Raw genomic sequence first — 20,137 nt, forward strand, 5'->3', positions numbered from 1 at the left:
GCTGAAAAAGCTATATTTTTTGTTGCTTAGGAAAAAAAGCGGGTTTGGCAAATATATCGGCAAGGTGCTCTGCACCTAATTGTTTACAATAATATAAGGTTAATGATACAGGAGCTGGTGGTTGCAGAGTGAGGGTGTTGATACATTCCACCAAGTCTGATTGTTGCTGTTTTTCAAGTTGTAATTCAAACTGAAGTGACTCCCGGTAAAGCGTATCCGGGAGGTGAGCTTTCAGTTTTCTGCGTAATTCACGAAATCCATGCAGCAATACTTCTGAGCGGTTGATGCAGGTCATCACCTGATTCCAGTCCTGTTCTTTAATGCTGACATGTTGCTCATCAAGCCATTTTAACAAGAGCAACAAATTGACATTCCCATGGTAATTGTTCTGCAGGCTCATACAGGCTTCTTTTACATCCCGCACACTGTAATATTGCAAACTGAATTGCCATAAGTGTTCAAGTGTTAATGAGACCTGAATTGAGGCCTGATTCATATTGAATTGAACTCCTGCTCCATCTGTTCAAGAATTTCCTGCTGTTCCATCCACTGTAATTCAGTCTGTTCCAGTGTTGATTTTGCTTTTGCCTGATCTGCAATAACCTGATTAAGTTTAGTTTTGTTTTCAGCATTATAAAGCGAGGTATCCGCTAATTGTTGCTCTGTATCGCTCAGAGTCAGCTGCAATTTATCGATTTCCTGCTCCAGTTGTGTCAGTTTTTTGCGAATTGGTGCTGTTTTTTGGCGAAATTCAGCTTCAATTCTTTTTTGCTCTTTCTTGCTGATTGTATTCGCCGGAGTTTCTTTTTCCGGGGATTGCTCTTTTCTTTCCTGTTTTTGTAAATCGGTTAACCATTTGTAATAGTCATTTAAGTCTCCGTCGAAAGGAGCGACTTGTTGGTCATGTACCAGATAAAGGTCATCAGTTGTTGCCCGGAGCAAATACCGGTCATGGCTTACAATGACCATGGCACCTTCAAATGTCTGTAAAGCCATCGTCAGTGCCTGACGCATATCCAGATCCAGGTGGTTGGTTGGTTCATCCAGCAGCAACAGGTTTGGTTTTTGCCAGACGAGCAGGGCTAATACCAGACGGGCTTTTTCTCCACCAGAAAATGGGGCCACTTTGTCCAGTGCCTTTTCTCCCCTGAATCCAAAGCTGCCAAGGTAGTCTCTGAGCTCCTGCTCCATTTTGTTTGGTGCGATTTGCATCAGGTGCTGTAAAGGCGTTTCTTCAGGATGGAGAGTTTCCAGCTGGTGCTGAGCAAAGTAACCGACTTTTACACCTTGTGAATAAGTCAGTTTTCCACTTTGCGGGGAAAGAGAACCAGAGAGTAATTTAATCAGTGTTGATTTTCCTGCTCCATTTCTTCCCAGTAATCCGATCCGGCTTCCCGGCACAAGGTTCAGACGAATTTTGGTCAGAATCAGTTTGTCATCGTAGCCGGCATTGACGTCTTCCATCATTAAGATTGGACTTGGCAGTGCCTCAGGTTCCCGGAAATTAAATGAAAATGGATTATCAAACTGAGCCGGAAGTACTTTCTCCATCCGTTCCAGCGCTTTAATCCGGCTTTGTGCCTGACGGGCTTTTGTTGCTTTATACCGGAATCGGTCGATATAACTTTGCATGTGCGCAATTTGTTTTTGCTGTTTCTGATACTGCGCCTGTTGTTGCATCAGCTTTTCAGCTCTTTGTGTTTCGAAAGAAGAGTAATTACCGGTGTACTCATTGAGTTGTTGATTTTCAATATGGATGATGCGCTTGACGATAGGATCGAGAAAGTCCCGGTCGTGCGAAATCAGAATGAGTGTGCCGGGGTAGTTTTGCAACCAGCGTTCCAGCCACATAATCGCATCTAAATCAAGGTGGTTTGTTGGCTCATCCAATAAAAGTAAATCAGAACGGCAAATCAGTGCCTGTGCCAGGTTCAGTCTCATTCTCCAGCCACCAGAAAAGCGGGTCAGGTGCCACTGCATCTGTTCCTGGGAGAAACCAAGCCCGTTGAGTAATTCTGCTGCCCGTGCCCGAATACTGTAGCCCCCCACCTGTTCGAGATGGCCATGCAATTCTGCAATTAATGCACCTTCGCCATCGGCTTCTGCCTGCTGCAGACGTCGCTCAAGTTCTCTGTACTCTCGATCACCATCGATGACATATTCCAGAGCCTCTCTTTCCAGAGCCGGTGTTTCCTGTGCCACCCACGCAAGCTCCCAGTAGGATGGTTGAGAAAAATTACCTGCATCGATGCTGAGTTCATCTTTTAGCAAGGCAAAAAGTGTGGATTTTCCTGAGCCATTTTTTCCGACTAATCCGACTTTATCTCCCGGATGAATCGTTGCTGAAGCTTGCTCTAAAAGTGGTTTTCCGCCACGTAATAACTGAATATCAGAAAAAGTAATCATAAATCATTTTATTGGAAAGAAAGACTGACGGAATAGTAGGGGGATTCGTGTTAAAAGTCGATATTATCTGTGACTTAGGATATGGTTCATAATAGTCATAGTCGTTTAAATTCAGCGTCATATTACGGGGAATTAAAAGTTATAAAATACTTGCGGCTTGCATGTCAGGGTTATCAGAAGAAGGAGGAATTGGATGAAAGGGTATGATTTATTTTCAGCACTGCCCAGGGTTCTGGTAATTTTTGCCCACCCGGAACCACAAAATTCTGTAGCAAATCAGATTCTTATTAAATCCATCGAATCCCTTGAACATGTTACTGTCCATGATTTATATGCAACATATCCGGATTTTTTCATCGATGTAAATGCTGAGCAAATATTACTGGAACAGTATGATGTGATTGTGTTTCAGCATCCGCTTTATATGTACTCTTGTCCGGCTTTACTCAAAGAGTGGTTTGATCGCGTGCTTTGTAAGGATTTTGCTTTTGGATCTCAGAGCCTTCTGCAGGATAAGATCTGGCGGAGTGTGATTACCACAGGTGGGAAAAAAGCAGCGTTTGGAGATAAGGGATATAACCGGTATCCACTGGAAGATATTTTACAGCCGTTCGAGTTGACTGCTTCGTTGTGTCGGATGCGATGGATGAAACCATTGGTGATGTACTGGTCACATAACATTTCAGATGCGGAGCGTTATCAGCATGCGGAAAGTTACCGGCGGTGGATTTGTAATCCTTTCAGTTGTGGTGAGGACATATAATGGCTGCATTGACAACAGACTTTTTACAAAGCAGTGCAGTTTTTTTGTCTGCTGCAGCGATTGCTGTCCCAATCGCACAGAGAGCAGGGCTGGGATCTGTTCTGGGTTATCTTTTAGCCGGGATTGCGATTGGCCCCTGGGGATTAGGGCTGATTCGTGATGTCGATGCAATATTACACTTTGCCGAGTTTGGTGTGGTGATGTTGCTGTTTCTGATAGGTCTGGAGCTGAACCCGGCTAAGCTATGGCGTATGAAAGCCCCTATTCTGGGATTGGGTGGAGCTCAGGTTGTGGTTACCAGTGCCATTCTTGCAGGGTTAATTCATATATCAGGTATCCCATGGCAAGCGAGTTTAGTCATTGGTATGGGACTGGCATTATCTTCTACTGCAATCGCTTTACGTGTCATTGAAGAGCAAAAACTGGATAAAAGTGAAACCGGACAATCCGGTTTTGCTGTTCTGCTGTTTCAGGATATTGCGGTGATCCCCATGTTGGCCGTACTCCCTGTATTAGCAGGCAATTCTGCCGGAGAATGGATTGATGTAATTTGGATGCTCAGTGGGATGTTGGGGCTTCTTATCGGTGGGCGTTTGCTGCTGAGCCCGTTATTCCGGTTTATCGTGATGAGCCGGGTCAGGGAGCTGTTTACTGTTGCTGCTTTGCTTTTGGTGATTGGGATTGCCCTGATCATGCAAAAACTTGGTTTATCTATGGCTTTGGGAACATTTTTAGCTGGCGTCTTGCTGGCGGAAAGTGAATTTCGTCATGAGTTAGAAGTCTCCATTGAACCCTTTAAAGGTTTGTTGCTGGGATTGTTTTTTATTGCCGTAGGTATGGCTGTTGATCTTGGCCTGTTGTTTGAACAACCGATAAAAATTATTGCAGCTGTGATTGCACTCGTATCGATAAAAGGGTTGATTTTATATCTGCTGGCCCGGTTATTTGGCACCCGGGCAAAGGCCCGCAGCAATATGGCCGCAATATTAAGTCAGGGGGGGGAATTTGCTTTTGTCATTTTTACAGCAGCTGAGACGAAAGGAATTTTACAGCCTGAACTTGCTTCATTTTTACTGGTTGTTGTAAGCCTGTCTATGGTCACAACACCCTTGCTGCTACTTGTCCAGAGAAAGTGGTTTGAACGTCGGTTGAATGTCGGAAATGAGGAGTTAGCCGAAGATGTAGAGAATCATGATCCCAGAGTGATTATTGCCGGATTTGGCCGTTTTGGTCAGATTGTTGGGCGTTTAATGTATGCAAACAAAATCAAAGTCACGATTCTGGAAAGTGATGCCAGCCAGATTAAGGTACTGAGAAAATATGGTTATCAGGTTTTTTATGGTGATGCGAGTAATTTAGAGTTACTCCGGGCTGCCGGTGCCGATTCAGCGGAAGCGATAGTCATTTGTACTGATGTTCCGGATGAAGTGATGAAGATTGTCAGTCTGTGTCAGCAATTTTTTCCGAATTTGAGGGTGTTGGCCCGCGCCAGGAGCAGGATCGAAGCCTATCAGCTGCTTAATCATGGCATTGAAAATTATTCACGGGAAACATTTCTGGGGGCATTGGATTTAGGCCGGCAGGTATTAGTTGAACTGGGTGTTCATCCTTATCAGGCGAAACGAGCTGAGTCACATTTTCGAAAGCTTGATAACGCTATGCTAAAGGAATTATTGCCTTTGCATAACGAAGATAAGCAGTTGTCAATACGCGCGCGGGAAGCCAGGAAAGATTTGGAAGAAATCTTTGGTCGTGAGATGGATCGGGACAGCCGGGCCCGGGATTTCTGGGAAAAAGAACAGGATTAAAAGGTGAGACAGAAAAAAAGGTTTATAGCAGGCGCTAACTGCCCAAAATGTTCGGGTTCAGATTCATTGTGCTGGTGGGTAGAAAATAATGTCGAGCATGTTGAATGTGTGGACTGTGGCTTTACTGAACAGCGCTTACCCAAAGGCCTGGATTCCGGGCAACGGAATCAGGAACAGATGATTGGTATTTTTAAGCCGGAATAAATTGAGTTTCTCAAAGTTATCCCCATAATACCTGAGTGAATACTTAAGTCGTTTATTTGATATACCCTAATGCCCTGGAGCTTTTATGAAGATTGAAAAGAATGTTGTGGTTAGCCTTGCTTACCAGTTGAAACTTGAAGACGGTGTGGTGGCTGATCAGTCAACAGTTGATGCACCTTTAGATTATTTGCATGGACACAATAATCTCATTGCAGGGCTTGAAAAGGAGCTTGAAGGTAAAAGCGCTGGTGATAAATTCACCGCAACTGTTTTACCTGCTGATGCATACGGAGAATATAACGATGCATTGGTACAACGTGTTCCTGCAAACGTATTCCAGGGGGTTGATCAAATTGAACCAGGGATGCGCTTTTTGGCTGATACAGATCAAGGACAAATTCCTGTCGAAATTACCGAAGTTGATGGCGATGAAGTGGTTGTAGACGGAAACCATATGCTTGCTGGTCAGACGCTGACTTTTGATGTTGAAGTTGTTGCGTTGCGTGAAGCAACAGAGCAGGAAATTGAACATGGTCATATTCACCAGGAGGGTGGTTGTTGCGGTGGCCATGGCGATTGTGATCATGATCATGGCGAGGAAAAGGAAGGTTGCTGCGGCGGTGAAGGCGGCTGTGGTTGCCACTAATTTCTGAGTAATTCATTCAATCTGTAATATTGGCACCCGTCTGGTTTTCTGACCGTGCGGGTGCCTTTTTGTATCAGTAAGAAATATCCAGAACAAGAAAAAACAGCCTTCAGCAGGAACGGCGATGAAAGATAAACACGCTCTATCTATTCATTCGAATTTATGATTTCGTATCAAATTGAGATGTCGATAATGGATGGATCACCAGACTGTCTGACGACTTAAGTGTGATTTAAGTCACTATTTTTATGAAAGGTCAACTGACGATGTTGTGAAAGTAAAGTAGAAAGCACATAGATCAATTAGTTATTTTTTTATGACATTTTTATGCTTAAAAAGTCACTGCATCCTTCAGTTTTCGGTGGTAGAATCCATTTTTAACCAGCAATCAGATTAAACAGATGGGAAATAACGTAGTTGTATTGGGCACCCAGTGGGGTGACGAAGGGAAAGGAAAGATTGTCGATCTGCTCACTGAAGATGCTAAGTATGTCGTTCGTTATCAGGGAGGACATAATGCAGGTCATACCTTGGTTATAGATGGTGAAAAAACTGTTCTTCACCTGATACCTTCCGGAGTTCTCCGGGAACACATTAAATGTATTATTGCAAATGGTGTTGTTCTCTCACCGGATGCGCTTTTAAAGGAAATGGAAGCGTTAGAAGCTCGTAATATTCCAGTGAAGGAGCGTCTCTTTATTTCTGAAGCCTGCCCTTTAATTCTTCCTTATCACATTGCATTAGATCAGGCCCGTGAAGCTGCCCGTGGTAAAAAAGCAATCGGAACGACTGGTCGTGGCATTGGTCCTGCTTATGAAGATAAAGTAGCCCGCCGTGGTCTTAGGGTTGGTGATTTATTTGATAAAGTCAGCTTTGCTGAAAAACTGAAAGAAGTGATGGAATATCATAACTTCCAGCTTGTTAATTTCTATAAAGCTGATGCAGTAAGTTATGAAAAAGTCCTTGAGGAAGTGATGGGATATGCTGATCTTCTGACTTCAATGGTTATTGATGTGACCGATGAGCTGGATACAGCCCGAAAACGTGGTGATAAAATCATGTTTGAAGGGGCTCAGGGCACATTGCTTGATATTGACCATGGTACTTACCCTTACGTCACGTCTTCGAATACGACTGCTGGTGGTGTAGCCGCTGGTTCTGGTTTTGGCCCTTGCCATTTAAAATATATTCTTGGTATCGCTAAAGCCTACTGTACACGTGTTGGTGCAGGACCATTCCCAACTGAGCTTCATGATGAAATTGGCCATCATTTAGGAACAAAAGGTCAGGAGTTCGGAGCCACAACCGGACGTAAGCGTCGTTGTGGCTGGTTTGATGCTGTTGCGATGCGCAGAGCAATACAAATCAACTCAATTACAGGCTTTTGTCTGACGAAACTAGATGTTCTGGATGGCCTTGAAGAGATTAAAATTTGTACCGGCTATCAAATGAAAGATGGCTCTGTGATTGAAGTTTCGCCAATGGCTGCTGATGCTTACGATGAAGTAACACCGATTTTTGAAACAATGCCAGGTTGGTCTGAGAGCACTTTCGGTGTTCAATCACTTGAAAAATTACCTCAGACTGCGCTTGATTATATCAGCCGCATTGAGGCTTTGACTGGTGTGCCGGTTGATATTATTTCTACAGGCCCTGATCGTAATGAAACTATCATTAAAGTGCACCCCTTCAGCGTATAAACACTGACACTACTCGCTTGGACGAGAAAAAAGCCGACTTCAGTGGTCGGCTTTTTTTATCAATTTGATTGTATTTTATACAACTCTCATTTGCTACAATTAATTTAAAACATCCGGCTAAAGTGATCGCGGAGCTTGCCGATAGCTTATTCAGGTCCCATGAAATAGCTCACGGAACTGGTTGTGGGCTGTTAAGTTAGAAGAAGAGATTGCGTATGAGGCTACTCGCTGTAGCAATGACTTTAATCATGTTACTTGGTAATTCTGTCAGTTATGCAAATGTAGCTGATGTTGGTGCGCCGGTACCAATTTATTCTGAATCCGAGTTGATTAAGCTGATTGAACAGAATAAGCATCTTGAACGGGTGAAGGCTGATCAATGCCAGTTGGTTGAAGATATTGTGGCTCGTGCGACCCGGATTAATTTACCTGCTTATGAGTTTTTATATGGTGACATGCTGGCTTGGGGTGTTTGCGTCGGGCAGGATGTAGAACTTGGGCTCTACTACATGGAAAGTGCTGCTCATCAAGGGCTGCCTGCTGCGTTGGAACAAATAGGCCGATATTATGCACAAGGTGTACTTGTTCAGCAGGATAAAGAAAGAGCGATTCCTTATTTGCGGGAAGCTTCAGCAATGGGAAATCTGAAAGCCAGGGTTCAGCTTGCCGAGTTACTGCTCAGAGATTATGGTAGCCCGCTGGATTATGAAGATGCTTATCGCTGGCTGTACCATTCGGTTACAGCTGATTCCCGAATGCATAAACGGATCGCAATGTTGCGCCGGGGTCTTGAACAGAGAATGCCACAGAATGTGATTGCCAGAGCGAAAAAAAGAGAAACATTCTGGTAAGTCACTCCTGACTCCTGACAGACCGAACCTGTCAGGAGATATTGTCTCATCCGTATACAATTTCAAAGTCTATTTTTCACATCTTCTATTTCTATCTGTCCGGCTCAGTGTCGGTATGCTTCTGTCTTCCTGCATTTGCGTTGAAAGCAAAATAACAGAAATAAACAGAAGTAATTGTCATTAAGCAGTGAGAGTCAGATATACTAACTCCAATCTTCCCGACTTACTAAGGCGTATCTATGTCAGATCATATTCCCGGTGACCCTTTTGCTGACCGTGAATCACAAAATTATGATAATCCCATACCAAGCAGAGAATATATTCTTGATTTCCTGAAACAGGCAAAGGTTCCTATGAACCGGAATGATTTGTTTGAAGCGCTGGAGCTAAGTGGAGAAGAACAGTATGAAGGTTTACGCAGACGATTAAGGGCCATGGAACGTGATGGTCAGCTGGTTTTTACACGCAGGCAGTGTTACGCACTACCCGAAAAGCTTGAGTTGATTAAAGGGTATGTTATCGGACACCGGGATGGTTATGGATGGGTTCGTCCGGATGGGATGAATAGTAAAGAAGGTGACGTTCTTCTGCCCCATCATCAGATGCGTACGTTGATTCATGGTGATTATGTACTCGTTCAGCCTAATGGAACAGACAAGCGTGGAAGAAAAGAAGGCAGACTGGTCCGTATTCTTGAAGAAAGAAAAACACAGATAGTTGGCCGGTTCTTTTTTGAATACGGTTACTCATATGTGGTTCCGGATGATTCACGTATTCACCAAGATATCCTTATCCCCAATGAGCAGCGGGGCGGGGCCCGGATGGGGAACGTTGTGGTGATTGAAATATCTGATCGGGGCAGTCGTTCACGTGGCATGATGGGGAGTGTCATTGAAGTTTTAGGGGAGAACATGGCTCCCGGAATGGAAACCCAGATTGCAATCAGAACACATCAGATACCTCATGAATGGCCGGATGATGTTGAAAAACAGATCAAATCATTTGGTGAAGAAGTTCCGGAAGAAGCAAAAGGTGACAGAGTCGATCTAAGAGATTTACCCTTGGTGACGATTGATGGCGAAGATGCCCGGGATTTTGATGATGCGGTGTATTGTGAAGCGAAACCAAGCGGCGGCTGGCGTTTATGGGTTGCCATTGCGGATGTGAGTTATTATGTTCGTCCCGATTCTGCATTGGACAAGGAAGCGGTGAACCGGGGTAATTCTGTGTATTTTCCTTCTCAGGTTGTGCCAATGCTGCCTGAAGTTCTCTCGAATGGATTATGTTCTTTAAACCCAGCTGTTGATCGTCTCTGTATGGTTTGTGAGATGACGATTTCTGCAAGTGGTAAATTATCTGGGTATAAGCACTATGAAGCAGTCATGAATTCTCACGCTCGCCTCACATATAATAAAGTGGCCTCAATTCTTAATGATGACGAAGAATTGAGAATGCGACATCGTGATCTTGTCCCCCACCTGGAAGAGCTTTACCGAATGTACAAAGTGCTGAAAAAGGCAAGAGATCACCGGGGAGCCATTGAATTTGAGACAGTTGAAACCAAGTTTATTTTTAATGCACAGAGAAAAATTGACAGAATTGAACCGCTCGTCAGAAATGATGCTCATAAAATAATTGAAGAGTGTATGATTCTGGCGAATATTGCTTCTGCAAGCTTGGTCGAAAAAGCAAAAGAACCATCTTTGTTCCGGATTCATGAATCCCCTGGTGAAGAGCGTTTGACAGGGTTTCGTGATTTTCTTGGAGAGTTGGGATTAAACTTGTCTGGTGGGCTTGAGCCATCTCCTACTGATTATGCCAGTCTGATGACGCAAATAGTTGAGCGCCCGGACAGAGAGTTGATTCAGACTATGCTTCTGAGATCGATGAAGCAAGCCGTCTATAATCCAGACAATTGTGGTCACTTTGGGTTAGCGCTGAAACGTTACGCTCACTTTACATCGCCTATTCGCCGTTATCCTGATTTATTATTACACCGGGCCATCAAATATCTGATTGCAAAAAGTAATAGCCAAAACAAAGATCGATGGACACCAACAGGTGGTTATCACTATAGTTTTGACGAGATGGATTACTATGGCGAGCAGTGCTCGATGACAGAGCGCCGGGCTGATGATGCAACCAGGGATGTCGCTGACTGGTTGAAATGTGAATATATGCAGGATCATGTCGGAGAGGTTCTCGATGGTGTGATTGCTAACGTGACAGGTTTTGGCTTTTTTGTACGACTGGCAGATTTACATATTGATGGCTTGGTTCATATATCAACGTTAGCTAACGATTACTATCAATATGATCCGGTAGGACAAAGATTAATTGGAGAAACTTTTGGGCACATTTACCGGTTAGGTGATGTCGTGAAAGTGAAAGTTCAGTCTGTAAATTTAGATGACCGGAACATTGATTTCGAACTGGTTGAGACAAGCAGACAGTTGCGAGGAAAAGGAAAAACGGCCAGGAAACGGGCCGCAAAGGGTAAGAAAACTGCCGTAAAAGGCAAATCAAAGCCATCGAATGATGCGGTAACTCATCCTGACAAAGGTGCTCAGAAAAAAGCAGGTTCACCAACTTCAGGAAGAAAGAAAAAGTCAGAAAAAGCGCGTAAGAAAAAATCACGAAGTAAAAATGGCAAAAGATCGTAAATAATAGGTACAAAATGAGCCGGGAATATATTTATGGCATTCACGCTGTGAATGCCGTGTTACAAACAAGTCCAGACAGGTTTATCGAAGTGTTTGCTTTGCAGGGCCGGGAAGATGAACGGTTATCCGCTGTGATGGCACAATGCAAACAATTCGGTATATCTGTCCAGTTTATGGGCAGAAAAGCACTTGATAATAAAGTGAATGGTGAAAATCATCAGGGAATTATTGCCAGAGTTAAACCTGCAAAACTTTTAAATGAACATGATCTCGATGGAATCATAGAACAACATGAACAGCCTTTACTACTGGTTCTCGATGGGGTGACAGACCCTCATAATCTGGGAGCTTGTCTGCGAAATGCAGATGCAGCCGGTGTTGCAGCTGTCATTGTGCCGAAAGATAAGTCAGCGCCTTTGACGTCGACGGTAAGTAAAGTTGCTTGTGGTGCAGCTGAAACGGTACCCCTGATTCGGGTCACAAATCTTGCCCGGACGATGCGGGCGTTACAGGAGAAAGGTGTCTGGTTCGTTGGAACTGCCGGAGAAGCAAATCAGGATATCTATCAGTCTAAATTAACCGGTTCGCTGGCTATTGTTATGGGCGCTGAAGGTGATGGCATAAGAAGATTAACCCGTGAAACATGTGATGAGTTGATTAAAATTCCGATGGCGGGCAGTGTATCCAGCTTGAATGTTTCTGTTGCAACTGGTATTTGTCTATTTGAAGCGGTCAGACAGAGACGAACCTGAATATTGTTTATTCTGCAAACAAACGCTTGCATGCAAGTTATCCTTCTGTATAATACGCCCCCACTGGTTAAGCCAGTTGTGAACCAATGAGCAATGAGGAACAGGCTGATAAAATAGTCTGGTAATGTAAACTCAGCTTATGTTCGCAGTTAATAAAAACTTAGCTTTAAGCTAATCACCTATTAGCTGGACAATGTATCCAATTAGGATACTACGGTTTCACATGAATCAATCGTCATTCTCCCATTATTGATGGGTCTGAGTGGCGATATTGTTTGTGTAATTTTTAGATTTTGGAGCTCTGTCTCATGCAGAACCAACGTATTCGTATCCGCCTGAAAGCTTTCGATTATAAATTGATCGACGCTTCAACTGCGGAAATCGTAGAAACAGCTAAGCGTACCGGCGCACAGGTTCGTGGTCCAATTCCACTGCCTACTCGTAAAGAGCGTTTCACTGTTCTTATTTCTCCACACGTCAACAAAGATGCGCGTGATCAGTACGAAATCCGTACTCACAAGCGTCTGATCGACATCGTTGAACCAACAGACAAAACTGTTGATGCACTGATGCGCCTCGATCTGGCTGCTGGCGTTGATGTACAAATCAGCCTAGGTTAAGGGAGATTAGAATAATGATTGGTCTAGTCGGACGTAAAGTGGGGATGACCCGCGTATTTACCGAAGAAGGCATTTCTATCCCAGTTACTGTCGTTGAAGTTGAAGCGAACCGTGTTGCTCAAGTTAAAACACTTGAAAGTGATGGTTATGCGGCAATTCAGGTAACAGCTGGTGCAAAGAAAGCTAACCGTGTATCCAAACCAGAAGCTGGTCACTTCGCAAAAGCGGGTGTTGAAGCTGGACGCGGTCTTTGGGAATTCCGTTTAGAAAACGGAGAAGAGTTTGAAGTTGGTTCAGAACTAACTGTTGAACTTTTCAATGAAATCAAAAAAGTAGACGTTACTGGTACATCGAAGGGTAAAGGTTTTCAGGGTGCTGTGAAGCGCTGGAATTTCCGTACTCAAGATATGACTCACGGTAACTCTTTGTCACACCGTGCACCTGGTTCTATTGGTCAGTGTCAGACACCTGGACGCGTGTTTAAAGGCAAAAAAATGGCAGGTCATATGGGTGATGAGCGTGTGACGACTCAAAACCTTGAGATTGTTCGCGTTGATGCTGAGCGTAATCTGCTTCTGATTAAAGGCGCAGTTCCTGGGTCTACTGGTGCTGACGTGATCGTTAAACCAGCAGTCAAAGCATAACGTCTAGGAGTAAGTAATGGAATTGATGGTTAAAGGTGCTGATGCACTAACTGTTTCCGAAGCTACTTTCGGACGTGAGTTTAACGAAGCTCTGATTCATCAGGTGGTTGTTGCTTATGCAGCAGGTGCCCGTCAGGGAACTCGTGCTCAAAAAACACGTTCAGAAGTTTCTGGTGGTGGCGCTAAACCATGGCGTCAAAAAGGTACTGGCCGTGCACGTGCCGGTACAATCCGTAGCCCAATCTGGCGTACGGGTGGTGTTACTTTTGCTGCGAAACCTCAGGATCACAGCCAGAAAGTAAACAAAAAAATGTACCGTGGTGCAATGAAATGTATTCTTTCTGAGTTAGTTCGTCAGGAACGTTTGATCGTTGTTGATAACTTTTCAGTTGAAGCACCAAAAACAAAAGAGCTTGTTGCTAAATTGAAAGAACTTGAGCTTGACGATGTCCTGATTGTTACTGGTGATGTCGATGAGAATTTGTTCTTGGCTGCTCGTAACCTGTACAAAGTTGACGTACGTGATGTTGCCGGAATCGATCCTGTAAGTCTGATTGCGTTTGACAAAGTACTGATGACTGCAGCTGCAGTTAAGCAAATTGAGGAGATGCTGGCATGATTAGTGAAGAGCGTATCCTGAAAGTTCTACGTGCTCCGCACATCTCTGAGAAAGCAACGCTTGCTGCAGAAAAAGCAAATACAGTTGTTTTTAAAGTTGCAAAAGATGCAACAAAAAGAGAAATCAAAGCAGCTGTAGAAAAGCTATTTGAAGTTGAAGTTAAGTCTGTAAATACTCTTATCACTAAGGGTAAGACCAAACGTCAAGGTGTTCGCCAAGGCCGTCGTAGCGACGTGAAGAAAGCGTATGTCACTTTGAAAGAAGGTCAGGATCTTGATTTCGTTGGCGGTGCTGAGTAACAGGAGTAGTTAAGAATGGCTATTGTTAAATGTAAGCCGACTTCCCCTGGTCGTCGTCACGTTGTTAAAGTTGTTAACGCTGACCTACACAAGGGCAAGCCTTATGCACCTCTTTTAGAGAAAAACTCTAAACATGGTGGTCGTAACAACAACGGTCGTATTACTGTACGTCATATCGGTGGTGGTCATAAGCAACACTATCGTGTGATTGATTTCAAACGTACAAAAGATGGTATTCCAGCCAAAGTAGAGCGTTTGGAATATGATCCTAACCGTAGTGCGAACATTGCTTTGGTTCTTTACGCAGATGGTGAGCGTCGTTACATTATTGCGCCAAAAGGTTTGCAAGCTGGTGACGTAGTTCAATCAGGTGTAGATGCGCCAATTAAGGCAGGTAACACGCTTCCAATGCGTAATATCCCTGTTGGTTCAACAGTTCATAACGTTGAATTGAAACCTGGTAAAGGTGCACAGCTTGCTCGTTCTGCTGGTGCTTATGCTCAAATCGTTGCTCGTGATGGTGCTTATGTCACAATCCGTCTGCGTTCTGGTGAAATGCGTAAGGTGCCTGTTGAAGGTCGTGCGACTATCGGTGAAGTTGGCAATGCGGAACACATGTTGCGTGAACTGGGTAAAGCTGGTGCGAAACGCTGGCGCGGTGTTCGCCCAACTGTCCGTGGTGTTGTCATGAACCCTGTTGATCACCCACACGGTGGTGGTGAAGGTCGTACTTCTGGTGGCCGTCATCCTGTCTCACCATGGGGTATGCCAACGAAAGGCTTCAAGACACGTAAAAACAAGCGTACTGACAAGTATATTGTCCGTCGCCGTACTAAGTAATCTATTTAAGAGGATAAGCCATGCCACGTTCTCTCAAGAAGGGTCCATTTATTGACCTACACTTGCTGAAGAAGGTAGAGAAAGCGGTGGAAAGCGGAGACAAGAAACCTATTAAGACTTGGTCCCGTCGTTCAATGATCATTCCACAAATGATTGGTTTGACCATCGCTGTCCATAATGGTCGTCAACACGTTCCAGTTTTCGTAACTGACGAAATGATCGGTCACAAACTGGGTGAATTTGCACCAACTCGTACTTATCGCGGCCATGCTGCTGATAAGAAAGCGAAGAAGAAATAAGGAGTAGATGATGGAAGCTATCGCTAAACATAACTTTGCTCGTATTTCTCCACAGAAAGCTCGCTTAGTTGCAGATTTAATTCGTGGAAAATCTGTCGATCAGGCTCTTGAAATTCTGACATTCAGCAATAAAAAAGCTGCTGATTTGATTAAGAAAGTTCTGGAGTCAGCTATCGCGAATGCGGAGCATAATGAAGGTGCAGACATCGACGATCTGAATGTCGCTAAAATCTTCGTAGATGAGGGTCCTGTCATGAAGCGTATTATGCCTCGTGCCAAAGGCCGTGCGGATCGTATCTTGAAGCGTTCAAGCCACATTACTGTGGTTGTCGCAGATCGCTAAGAGACTAGGAGAGTAAGCAATGGGTCAGAAAGTACATCCTAATGGTATTCGTCTGGGCATCGTAAAGCCTTGGAATGCTACATGGTTTGCTAACACCAAAGAATTCGCTGACAACCTAGACGGCGACTTCAAGGTACGTCAGTTCCTGACTAAGGAACTTTCAAAAGCGTCTTTATCACGTATCGTTATTGAGCGTCCGGCAAAAAGTATTCGTGTGACAATTCATACGGCTCGCCCTGGCGTTGTTATCGGTAAAAAAGGTGAAGATGTAGAAAAGCTACGCGCAGCTGTAGCAAAAATTGCAGGTGTGCCAGCACAAATTAATATCGCTGAAGTGCGTAAACCTGAGCTTGATGGTCAGCTTGTTGCTGATAGCATCGCGTCTCAGTTAGAGCGCCGCGTTATGTTCCGTCGCGCTATGAAGCGTGCCGTACAAAATGCGATGCGTTTAGGTGCTAAGGGTATCAAAGTGGAAGTTAGTGGTCGTCTTGGCGGCGCTGAGATTGCACGTTCTGAATGGTACCGTGAAGGTCGTGTGCCTCTGCATACACTTCGTGCTGACATTGATTATGCAACTTCTTCAGCTCATACACAGTATGGTGTTATTGGCGTAAAAGTATGGATCTTCAAAGGAGAAATCCTTGGTGGAATGCCATCTGCTAATGCAGCAGCTACTGAGCCTAAAGGTGATAAACCTAAGAAGCAGCGTAAAGGCCGTAAGTAAGGAGTCGACAGATGTTACAACCTAAACGTACAAAATTCCGTAAGGTTCATACTGGTCGGAACCGTGGTCTGGCTAAAGGTACTGAAGTTGCGTTTGGAACTTTTGGCCTTAAAGCTATTGGCCGTGGTCGTTTAACTGCTCGTCAGATTGAAGCGGCACGTCGTGCAATGACACGTCATGTTAAGCGTCAGGGTAAAATCTGGATTCGTGTTTTCCCAGATAAACCTATCACAGAGAAACCACTTGAAGTTCGTCAGGGTAAGGGTAAAGGTAACGTTGAGTACTGGGTAGCCCAAATCCAGCCTGGTAAGGTGATGTACGAAATGGATGGTGTACCTGAAGAACTGGCACGTGAAGCGTTTGCACTTGCAGCAGCGAAACTGCCGTTCAAGACTACTTTCGTAACTAAGCAGGTGATGTGATGAAAGCACAAGATTTACGCGATAAAAGCGTTGATGAGCTGAATGAACAGCTGGTCGAGTTATTACGTGAACAGTTTAACCTGCGTATGCAGGCTGCTACTGGTCAATTACAGCAGACGCATAATCTGAAAGCTGTACGTCGTAATATCGCACGTGTGAAAACTGTTTTGACTGAGAAGGCAGACGCATAATGAGCGACAATATTCGTACTCAACAAGGTCGTGTTGTTAGTGACAAGATGGATAAGTCTATCGTTGTTTCTATCGAGCGTTTCGTAAAACACCCAATTTACGGAAAATTCGTTAAGCGCACGACTAAAGTTCACGCACATGATGAAAACAACGAGTGTGGTTTAGGCGATACCGTTGAAATTCGTGAATGTCGTCCACTGTCTAAGACAAAGTCTTGGACATTGGTCAAAGTGGTAGAGAAAGCAAAAATCTAATTTTTGCCTTCGAATAAGAAGCGGCTCCAATAATTTATGGAGCCGCTTGTTTTTTGACTACCCAATTAGAAAAAAGGGTGATACAATTCGCATCCCTTTTTATAAGGCAGCCCGACCCGAGATGGGTCTAGTTTTAATATTTAGCGGAGCACTAACATGATCCAAATGCAAAGTATGCTGGACGCAGCTGATAACTCAGGCGCTCGCAGCGTAATGTGTATTAAGGTTCTGGGTGGCTCTCACCGTCGTTATGCACATGTCGGTGACATCATCAAAATTACTGTGAAAGAAGCAATTCCACGCGGTAAAGTAAAAAAAGGTGATGTACTGAAGGCGGTGGTAGTTCGCACCCGTAAAGGCGTACGTCGTCAAGACGGTTCTGTCATTCGCTTCGACCGTAATGCTTGTGTTTTGTTGAACAACACTACCGAGCAACCAATCGGTACACGTATCTTTGGTCCAGTGACACGTGAACTTCGTAATGCGAAGTTTATGAAAATCGTCTCACTGGCTCCAGAAGTATTGTAAGGAGCGCAAAGATGGCAGCAAAAATCCGTCGTAATGACGAAGTAATTGTTCTTGCCGGTAAAGATAAAGGCAAGAAAGGTAAAGTAACTAAGGTTCTTACTACTGGTAAAATCTTTGTTGAAGGTATCAACCTTGTAAAAAAACACCAAAAGCCTGTTCCGGCTTTGGGTATTCAAGGTGGGATCGTTGAGCAAGAAGCGGCGATTGATGCGTCGAATGTTGCAATCTTCAATGACAAGACTGGTAAAGCGGACCGTGTAGGTTTTCGTTTCGAAGATGGAAAGAAAGTACGTTTCTTTAAATCTAACGGCGAAACTGTTTCTAACTAAGAATTTGAGTAATTTGGAGTTCTACTATGGCGAAACTGCATGATTACTACAAGTCGTCTGTAGTCGCTGAACTGACCAAACAGTTCAGTTACACAAGCGTCATGCAAGTCCCTAGGATTGAGAAAATCACCCTGAATATGGGCGTTGGTGAAGCAATCAACGACAAGAAGCTTCTGGAAAATGCAGCAGCGGATATGGCGATAATTTCTGGTCAAAAGCCATTAATTACAAAAGCTCGTAAATCTGTTGCAGGCTTCAAAATTCGTGAAGGCTACCCAATCGGTTGTAAAGTAACCTTGCGTGGCGAACGTATGTGGGATTTTTTAGAGCGTTTAATTTCTATTGCTCTTCCACGTGTACGTGACTTCCGTGGTGTTAGCGCGAAATCCTTTGATGGACGCGGTAACTACAGCATGGGCGTTCGCGAGCAAATCATCTTCCCGGAAATCGACTACGATAAAGTCGATCGTGTACGCGGCTTGGACATCACTATTACGACGTCTGCAGCGAGCGATGAGGAAGGCCGTGCTCTGCTGGCTGCCTTTAACTTCCCATTCCGTAAGTAAGGTGAAGGGTTACTGTTATGGCTAAACAATCAATGAAAGCACGTGAAGTTAAGCGTGCAAAGCTTGTAGCTAAGTACGCAGAAAAGCGTGCTGCGCTGAAAGCAACTATTAATGATGTCAACGTGTCTGAAGAAGAACGTTGGGACGCGGTTCTTAAACTACAAACGCTTCCTCGTGATTCTAGTGCATCCCGTCAGCGTAATCGTTGTAACCAAACTGGTCGTCCACACGGTTACTTACGTAAATTCGGTTTGAGCCGTATCAAAGTTCGTGAAGCTTGCATGAAAGGCGAGATTCCTGGACTTCGTAAGGCTAGCTGGTAATTGCCACTTAATCATTTGGAGTAAAGTTTATGAGCATGCAAGATCCGATTTCGGATATGCTGACCCGTATTCGTAATGGTCAGGCAGCAAACAAAGTTGCTGTAAAAATGCCTTCTTCAAAGCTTAAAGTTGCAATTGCTGCACTACTTAAAGCTGAAGGTTATATCGAAGATTACGCTGTTGAAAGCGAAGCTAAGCCTGAACTGGAAGTTACGTTAAAGTATTTCCAGGCTAAACCTGTTATCGAAGTAATCCAACGAGTATCTCGTCCAGGATTGCGAGTTTATAAGAAGAAAGATGATCTTCCTTCTGTAATGGGTGGTTTAGGTGTTGCTGTCGTTTCCACTTCCAAGGGTCTGATGTCAGACCGTGCTGCGCGTAAAGCAGGTCTTGGTGGTGAAATCATTTGCTACGTAGCTTAATTTAAAGGAGTAGGATATGTCTCGTGTTGCAAAAGCACCTGTCGCTATTCCAGCTGGCGTAGAGGTGAAATTAAACGGCCAAGAAATCACTGTAAAAGGTGCTAAAGGGGAATTAACCCGCGTATTTAATGACGCAGTGGTTGTTGCTCAAGAAGAAAATCAACTGACATTTGGTCCTCGCGATGGCTTTGCTAATGCATGGGCTCAAGCTGGTACTGTACGTGCACTTGTGAACAATATGGTTTCAGGTGTTACTGAGGGCTTCACTAAGAAGCTGGTACTGAAAGGTGTTGGTTACCGTGCCGCAATGAAAGGTAATTCTGTAGCCCTTACACTTGGTTTCTCTCATCCTGTTGAGCATGAGCTGCCATCGGGTATTAAAGCAGAATGTCCAAGCCAGACTGAAATTGTAATTACAGGTTGTGATAAACAACTTGTAGGTCAGGTTGCTGCAGATATTCGTGCTTATCGTGAGCCAGAGCCTTATAAAGGTAAAGGTGTTCGTTACGCAGATGAAATTGTGCGTACTAAAGAAGCTAAGAAGAAGTAAGGTAACACTATGGATAAGAAAGCATCTCGCATCCGTCGTGCCACTCGTGCACGTCGTAAGATTGCAGAACTGGGTGCAACTCGCCTAGTCGTACACCGTACTCCTCGTCACGTGTACGCACAAGTGATTGCAGCTAACGGCTCTGAGGTTATCGCAGCAGCTTCTACTGTAGAAAAAGCGATCCGTGAGCAAGTGAAGAATACTGGTAACGTTGATGCGGCAAAAGCTGTAGGTAAAGCTATTGCTGAGCGCGCACTTGAAAAAGGCGTTGCTGAAGTTGCATTTGATCGTTCTGGTTTCCAATACCACGGTCGAGTAGCGGCGCTGGCAGAATCTGCCCGCGAAGCTGGTCTGAAATTCTAAGGTAGGGT

Annotated in this window: 28 protein-coding genes; 26 read left to right on the forward strand and 2 right to left on the reverse strand. The window is 44.3% G+C overall.

Annotated features, from left to right (window positions below):
- Positions 1-10: 10 nt before the first annotated feature.
- Together OCV29_RS01555 and OCV29_RS01560 are read right to left on the reverse strand one after the other, a co-directional pair.
- Positions 11-496 carry a TIGR02444 family protein gene (locus OCV29_RS01555; RefSeq protein ID WP_073601805.1) on the reverse strand — a complete coding sequence of 162 codons (486 nt, stop codon included), beginning with the start codon at positions 494-496 and terminating at the stop codon, positions 11-13.
- Positions 493-2,406: an ABC transporter ATP-binding protein gene (locus OCV29_RS01560; protein ID WP_073601804.1), complete on the reverse strand. Its 1,914-nt coding sequence runs from the start codon at positions 2,404-2,406 to the stop codon at positions 493-495. The genes OCV29_RS01555 and OCV29_RS01560 overlap by 4 nt, the downstream gene beginning before the upstream one ends.
- Positions 2,407-2,599: 193 nt before the next feature.
- Here OCV29_RS01560 and kefG point away from each other — a divergent pair, with 193 nt between their 5' ends.
- The 26 genes from kefG to rplR all read left to right on the forward strand — a co-directional run bounded on the left by kefG (position 2,600) and on the right by rplR (position 20,129).
- Positions 2,600-3,169, forward strand: a complete 570-nt coding sequence (gene kefG / locus OCV29_RS01565) for a glutathione-regulated potassium-efflux system ancillary protein KefG (protein ID WP_073601803.1) — start codon at positions 2,600-2,602, stop codon at positions 3,167-3,169.
- A complete protein-coding gene (gene kefB / locus OCV29_RS01570; RefSeq protein WP_261887352.1) occupies positions 3,169-4,977 on the forward strand; it encodes a glutathione-regulated potassium-efflux system protein KefB in 1,809 nt (602 codons plus the stop codon). The genes kefG and kefB overlap by 1 nt, the downstream gene beginning before the upstream one ends.
- Positions 4,978-4,980: 3 nt before the next feature.
- Positions 4,981-5,181: a YheV family putative zinc ribbon protein gene (locus OCV29_RS01575; protein ID WP_073602993.1), complete on the forward strand. Its 201-nt coding sequence runs from the start codon at positions 4,981-4,983 to the stop codon at positions 5,179-5,181.
- 85 nt (positions 5,182-5,266) lie between these two features.
- Positions 5,267-5,827, forward strand: coding sequence for a peptidylprolyl isomerase (slyD, locus tag OCV29_RS01580; RefSeq protein WP_073602992.1), 561 nt, complete (start codon positions 5,267-5,269; stop codon positions 5,825-5,827).
- A 401-nt stretch (positions 5,828-6,228) separates the two neighbouring features.
- Positions 6,229-7,527 (forward strand): adenylosuccinate synthase, encoded by a 1,299-nt coding sequence (locus OCV29_RS01585; RefSeq protein WP_073602991.1) that lies wholly within the window; start codon positions 6,229-6,231, stop codon positions 7,525-7,527.
- Between the two features lie 215 nt (positions 7,528-7,742).
- Positions 7,743-8,378, forward strand: a complete 636-nt coding sequence (gene motX / locus OCV29_RS01590; RefSeq protein ID WP_073602990.1) for a flagellar protein MotX — start codon at positions 7,743-7,745, stop codon at positions 8,376-8,378.
- 239 nt (positions 8,379-8,617) lie between these two features.
- Positions 8,618-11,041 (forward strand): ribonuclease R, encoded by a 2,424-nt coding sequence (gene rnr / locus OCV29_RS01595; RefSeq protein WP_073602989.1) that lies wholly within the window; start codon positions 8,618-8,620, stop codon positions 11,039-11,041.
- A gap of 14 nt (positions 11,042-11,055) precedes the next feature.
- Positions 11,056-11,793, forward strand: a complete 738-nt coding sequence (gene rlmB, locus OCV29_RS01600) for a 23S rRNA (guanosine(2251)-2'-O)-methyltransferase RlmB (protein ID WP_073602988.1) — start codon at positions 11,056-11,058, stop codon at positions 11,791-11,793.
- A 308-nt stretch (positions 11,794-12,101) separates the two neighbouring features.
- A complete protein-coding gene (rpsJ, locus tag OCV29_RS01605; RefSeq protein ID WP_001181007.1) occupies positions 12,102-12,413 on the forward strand; it encodes a 30S ribosomal protein S10 in 312 nt (103 codons plus the stop codon).
- 14 nt (positions 12,414-12,427) lie between these two features.
- A complete protein-coding gene (gene rplC / locus OCV29_RS01610; protein WP_073602987.1) occupies positions 12,428-13,057 on the forward strand; it encodes a 50S ribosomal protein L3 in 630 nt (209 codons plus the stop codon).
- Between the two features lie 16 nt (positions 13,058-13,073).
- Entirely contained in the window at positions 13,074-13,676 is a 603-nt protein-coding gene (gene rplD, locus OCV29_RS01615; protein ID WP_073579719.1) for a 50S ribosomal protein L4, read from the forward strand.
- Positions 13,673-13,975, forward strand: coding sequence for a 50S ribosomal protein L23 (rplW, locus tag OCV29_RS01620; protein WP_073579720.1), 303 nt, complete (start codon positions 13,673-13,675; stop codon positions 13,973-13,975). Before rplD ends, rplW begins: the two co-directional genes overlap by 4 nt.
- A gap of 15 nt (positions 13,976-13,990) precedes the next feature.
- Entirely contained in the window at positions 13,991-14,815 is an 825-nt protein-coding gene (rplB, locus tag OCV29_RS01625; protein ID WP_073602986.1) for a 50S ribosomal protein L2, read from the forward strand.
- A 20-nt stretch (positions 14,816-14,835) separates the two neighbouring features.
- Positions 14,836-15,114, forward strand: a complete 279-nt coding sequence (gene rpsS, locus OCV29_RS01630) for a 30S ribosomal protein S19 (RefSeq protein ID WP_073579722.1) — start codon at positions 14,836-14,838, stop codon at positions 15,112-15,114.
- 10 nt (positions 15,115-15,124) lie between these two features.
- Positions 15,125-15,457, forward strand: a complete 333-nt coding sequence (rplV, locus tag OCV29_RS01635) for a 50S ribosomal protein L22 (RefSeq protein ID WP_073579723.1) — start codon at positions 15,125-15,127, stop codon at positions 15,455-15,457.
- A gap of 19 nt (positions 15,458-15,476) precedes the next feature.
- Positions 15,477-16,181, forward strand: a complete 705-nt coding sequence (gene rpsC, locus OCV29_RS01640) for a 30S ribosomal protein S3 (protein WP_073602985.1) — start codon at positions 15,477-15,479, stop codon at positions 16,179-16,181.
- 11 nt (positions 16,182-16,192) lie between these two features.
- Positions 16,193-16,603: a 50S ribosomal protein L16 gene (rplP, locus tag OCV29_RS01645; protein WP_073602984.1), complete on the forward strand. Its 411-nt coding sequence runs from the start codon at positions 16,193-16,195 to the stop codon at positions 16,601-16,603.
- Positions 16,603-16,794 (forward strand): 50S ribosomal protein L29, encoded by a 192-nt coding sequence (gene rpmC / locus OCV29_RS01650; protein ID WP_073602983.1) that lies wholly within the window; start codon positions 16,603-16,605, stop codon positions 16,792-16,794. Before rplP ends, rpmC begins: the two co-directional genes overlap by 1 nt.
- On the forward strand, positions 16,794-17,048 hold the full coding sequence (gene rpsQ, locus OCV29_RS01655) for a 30S ribosomal protein S17 (RefSeq protein ID WP_073602982.1): 255 nt from the start codon (positions 16,794-16,796) through the stop codon (positions 17,046-17,048). The genes rpmC and rpsQ overlap by 1 nt, the downstream gene beginning before the upstream one ends.
- 156 nt (positions 17,049-17,204) lie before the next feature.
- A complete protein-coding gene (gene rplN / locus OCV29_RS01660) occupies positions 17,205-17,576 on the forward strand; it encodes a 50S ribosomal protein L14 (protein WP_073602981.1) in 372 nt (123 codons plus the stop codon).
- 11 nt (positions 17,577-17,587) lie between these two features.
- A complete protein-coding gene (gene rplX / locus OCV29_RS01665) occupies positions 17,588-17,905 on the forward strand; it encodes a 50S ribosomal protein L24 (RefSeq protein WP_073579729.1) in 318 nt (105 codons plus the stop codon).
- 26 nt (positions 17,906-17,931) lie between these two features.
- Positions 17,932-18,471: a 50S ribosomal protein L5 gene (gene rplE / locus OCV29_RS01670; protein WP_073602980.1), complete on the forward strand. Its 540-nt coding sequence runs from the start codon at positions 17,932-17,934 to the stop codon at positions 18,469-18,471.
- A 17-nt stretch (positions 18,472-18,488) separates the two neighbouring features.
- Positions 18,489-18,794 carry a 30S ribosomal protein S14 gene (gene rpsN / locus OCV29_RS01675; protein ID WP_073579731.1) on the forward strand — a complete coding sequence of 102 codons (306 nt, stop codon included), beginning with the start codon at positions 18,489-18,491 and terminating at the stop codon, positions 18,792-18,794.
- 29 nt (positions 18,795-18,823) lie between these two features.
- Positions 18,824-19,216, forward strand: coding sequence for a 30S ribosomal protein S8 (rpsH, locus tag OCV29_RS01680; RefSeq protein ID WP_073602979.1), 393 nt, complete (start codon positions 18,824-18,826; stop codon positions 19,214-19,216).
- Between the two features lie 16 nt (positions 19,217-19,232).
- Positions 19,233-19,766 carry a 50S ribosomal protein L6 gene (rplF, locus tag OCV29_RS01685; RefSeq protein ID WP_073602978.1) on the forward strand — a complete coding sequence of 178 codons (534 nt, stop codon included), beginning with the start codon at positions 19,233-19,235 and terminating at the stop codon, positions 19,764-19,766.
- A 9-nt stretch (positions 19,767-19,775) separates the two neighbouring features.
- Complete coding sequence (rplR, locus tag OCV29_RS01690; RefSeq protein ID WP_073602977.1) at positions 19,776-20,129, forward strand: 50S ribosomal protein L18; 354 nt, start codon at positions 19,776-19,778, stop codon at positions 20,127-20,129.
- Positions 20,130-20,137 lie beyond the last annotated feature (8 nt).

It is taken from the genome of Vibrio aerogenes, assembly GCF_024346755.1.
Taxonomy (GTDB): Bacteria; Pseudomonadota; Gammaproteobacteria; order Enterobacterales; family Vibrionaceae; genus Vibrio; species Vibrio aerogenes.

What these genes read in the sequence shown, in the direction of transcription:
- rplV (WP_073579723.1), top strand. Translation starts at nt 15,125, where the DNA reads ATGGAAGCTATCGCTAAACATAACTTTGCTCGTATTTCTCCACAGAAA.
- rpsS (WP_073579722.1), top strand. Translation starts at nt 14,836, where the DNA reads ATGCCACGTTCTCTCAAGAAGGGTCCATTTATTGACCTACACTTGCTG.
- rpsJ (WP_001181007.1), top strand. Translation starts at nt 12,102, where the DNA reads ATGCAGAACCAACGTATTCGTATCCGCCTGAAAGCTTTCGATTATAAA.
- rplF (WP_073602978.1), top strand. Translation starts at nt 19,233, where the DNA reads ATGTCTCGTGTTGCAAAAGCACCTGTCGCTATTCCAGCTGGCGTAGAG.
- rplC (WP_073602987.1), top strand. Translation starts at nt 12,428, where the DNA reads ATGATTGGTCTAGTCGGACGTAAAGTGGGGATGACCCGCGTATTTACC.
- rlmB (WP_073602988.1), top strand. Translation starts at nt 11,056, where the DNA reads ATGAGCCGGGAATATATTTATGGCATTCACGCTGTGAATGCCGTGTTA.
- kefG (WP_073601803.1), top strand. Translation starts at nt 2,600, where the DNA reads ATGAAAGGGTATGATTTATTTTCAGCACTGCCCAGGGTTCTGGTAATT.
- rplN (WP_073602981.1), top strand. Translation starts at nt 17,205, where the DNA reads ATGATCCAAATGCAAAGTATGCTGGACGCAGCTGATAACTCAGGCGCT.
- rplE (WP_073602980.1), top strand. Translation starts at nt 17,932, where the DNA reads ATGGCGAAACTGCATGATTACTACAAGTCGTCTGTAGTCGCTGAACTG.
- rpsQ (WP_073602982.1), top strand. Translation starts at nt 16,794, where the DNA reads ATGAGCGACAATATTCGTACTCAACAAGGTCGTGTTGTTAGTGACAAG.
- slyD (WP_073602992.1), top strand. Translation starts at nt 5,267, where the DNA reads ATGAAGATTGAAAAGAATGTTGTGGTTAGCCTTGCTTACCAGTTGAAA.
- rpsN (WP_073579731.1), top strand. Translation starts at nt 18,489, where the DNA reads ATGGCTAAACAATCAATGAAAGCACGTGAAGTTAAGCGTGCAAAGCTT.
- kefB (WP_261887352.1), top strand. Translation starts at nt 3,169, where the DNA reads ATGGCTGCATTGACAACAGACTTTTTACAAAGCAGTGCAGTTTTTTTG.
- OCV29_RS01555 (WP_073601805.1), bottom strand. Translation starts at nt 496, where the DNA reads ATGAATCAGGCCTCAATTCAGGTCTCATTAACACTTGAACACTTATGG.
- rplP (WP_073602984.1), top strand. Translation starts at nt 16,193, where the DNA reads ATGTTACAACCTAAACGTACAAAATTCCGTAAGGTTCATACTGGTCGG.
- rpsC (WP_073602985.1), top strand. Translation starts at nt 15,477, where the DNA reads ATGGGTCAGAAAGTACATCCTAATGGTATTCGTCTGGGCATCGTAAAG.
- rnr (WP_073602989.1), top strand. Translation starts at nt 8,618, where the DNA reads ATGTCAGATCATATTCCCGGTGACCCTTTTGCTGACCGTGAATCACAA.
- rpmC (WP_073602983.1), top strand. Translation starts at nt 16,603, where the DNA reads ATGAAAGCACAAGATTTACGCGATAAAAGCGTTGATGAGCTGAATGAA.
- rpsH (WP_073602979.1), top strand. Translation starts at nt 18,824, where the DNA reads ATGAGCATGCAAGATCCGATTTCGGATATGCTGACCCGTATTCGTAAT.
- OCV29_RS01585 (WP_073602991.1), top strand. Translation starts at nt 6,229, where the DNA reads ATGGGAAATAACGTAGTTGTATTGGGCACCCAGTGGGGTGACGAAGGG.
- rplW (WP_073579720.1), top strand. Translation starts at nt 13,673, where the DNA reads ATGATTAGTGAAGAGCGTATCCTGAAAGTTCTACGTGCTCCGCACATC.
- rplX (WP_073579729.1), top strand. Translation starts at nt 17,588, where the DNA reads ATGGCAGCAAAAATCCGTCGTAATGACGAAGTAATTGTTCTTGCCGGT.
- OCV29_RS01560 (WP_073601804.1), bottom strand. Translation starts at nt 2,406, where the DNA reads ATGATTACTTTTTCTGATATTCAGTTATTACGTGGCGGAAAACCACTT.
- rplR (WP_073602977.1), top strand. Translation starts at nt 19,776, where the DNA reads ATGGATAAGAAAGCATCTCGCATCCGTCGTGCCACTCGTGCACGTCGT.
- rplB (WP_073602986.1), top strand. Translation starts at nt 13,991, where the DNA reads ATGGCTATTGTTAAATGTAAGCCGACTTCCCCTGGTCGTCGTCACGTT.
- rplD (WP_073579719.1), top strand. Translation starts at nt 13,074, where the DNA reads ATGGAATTGATGGTTAAAGGTGCTGATGCACTAACTGTTTCCGAAGCT.
- motX (WP_073602990.1), top strand. Translation starts at nt 7,743, where the DNA reads ATGAGGCTACTCGCTGTAGCAATGACTTTAATCATGTTACTTGGTAAT.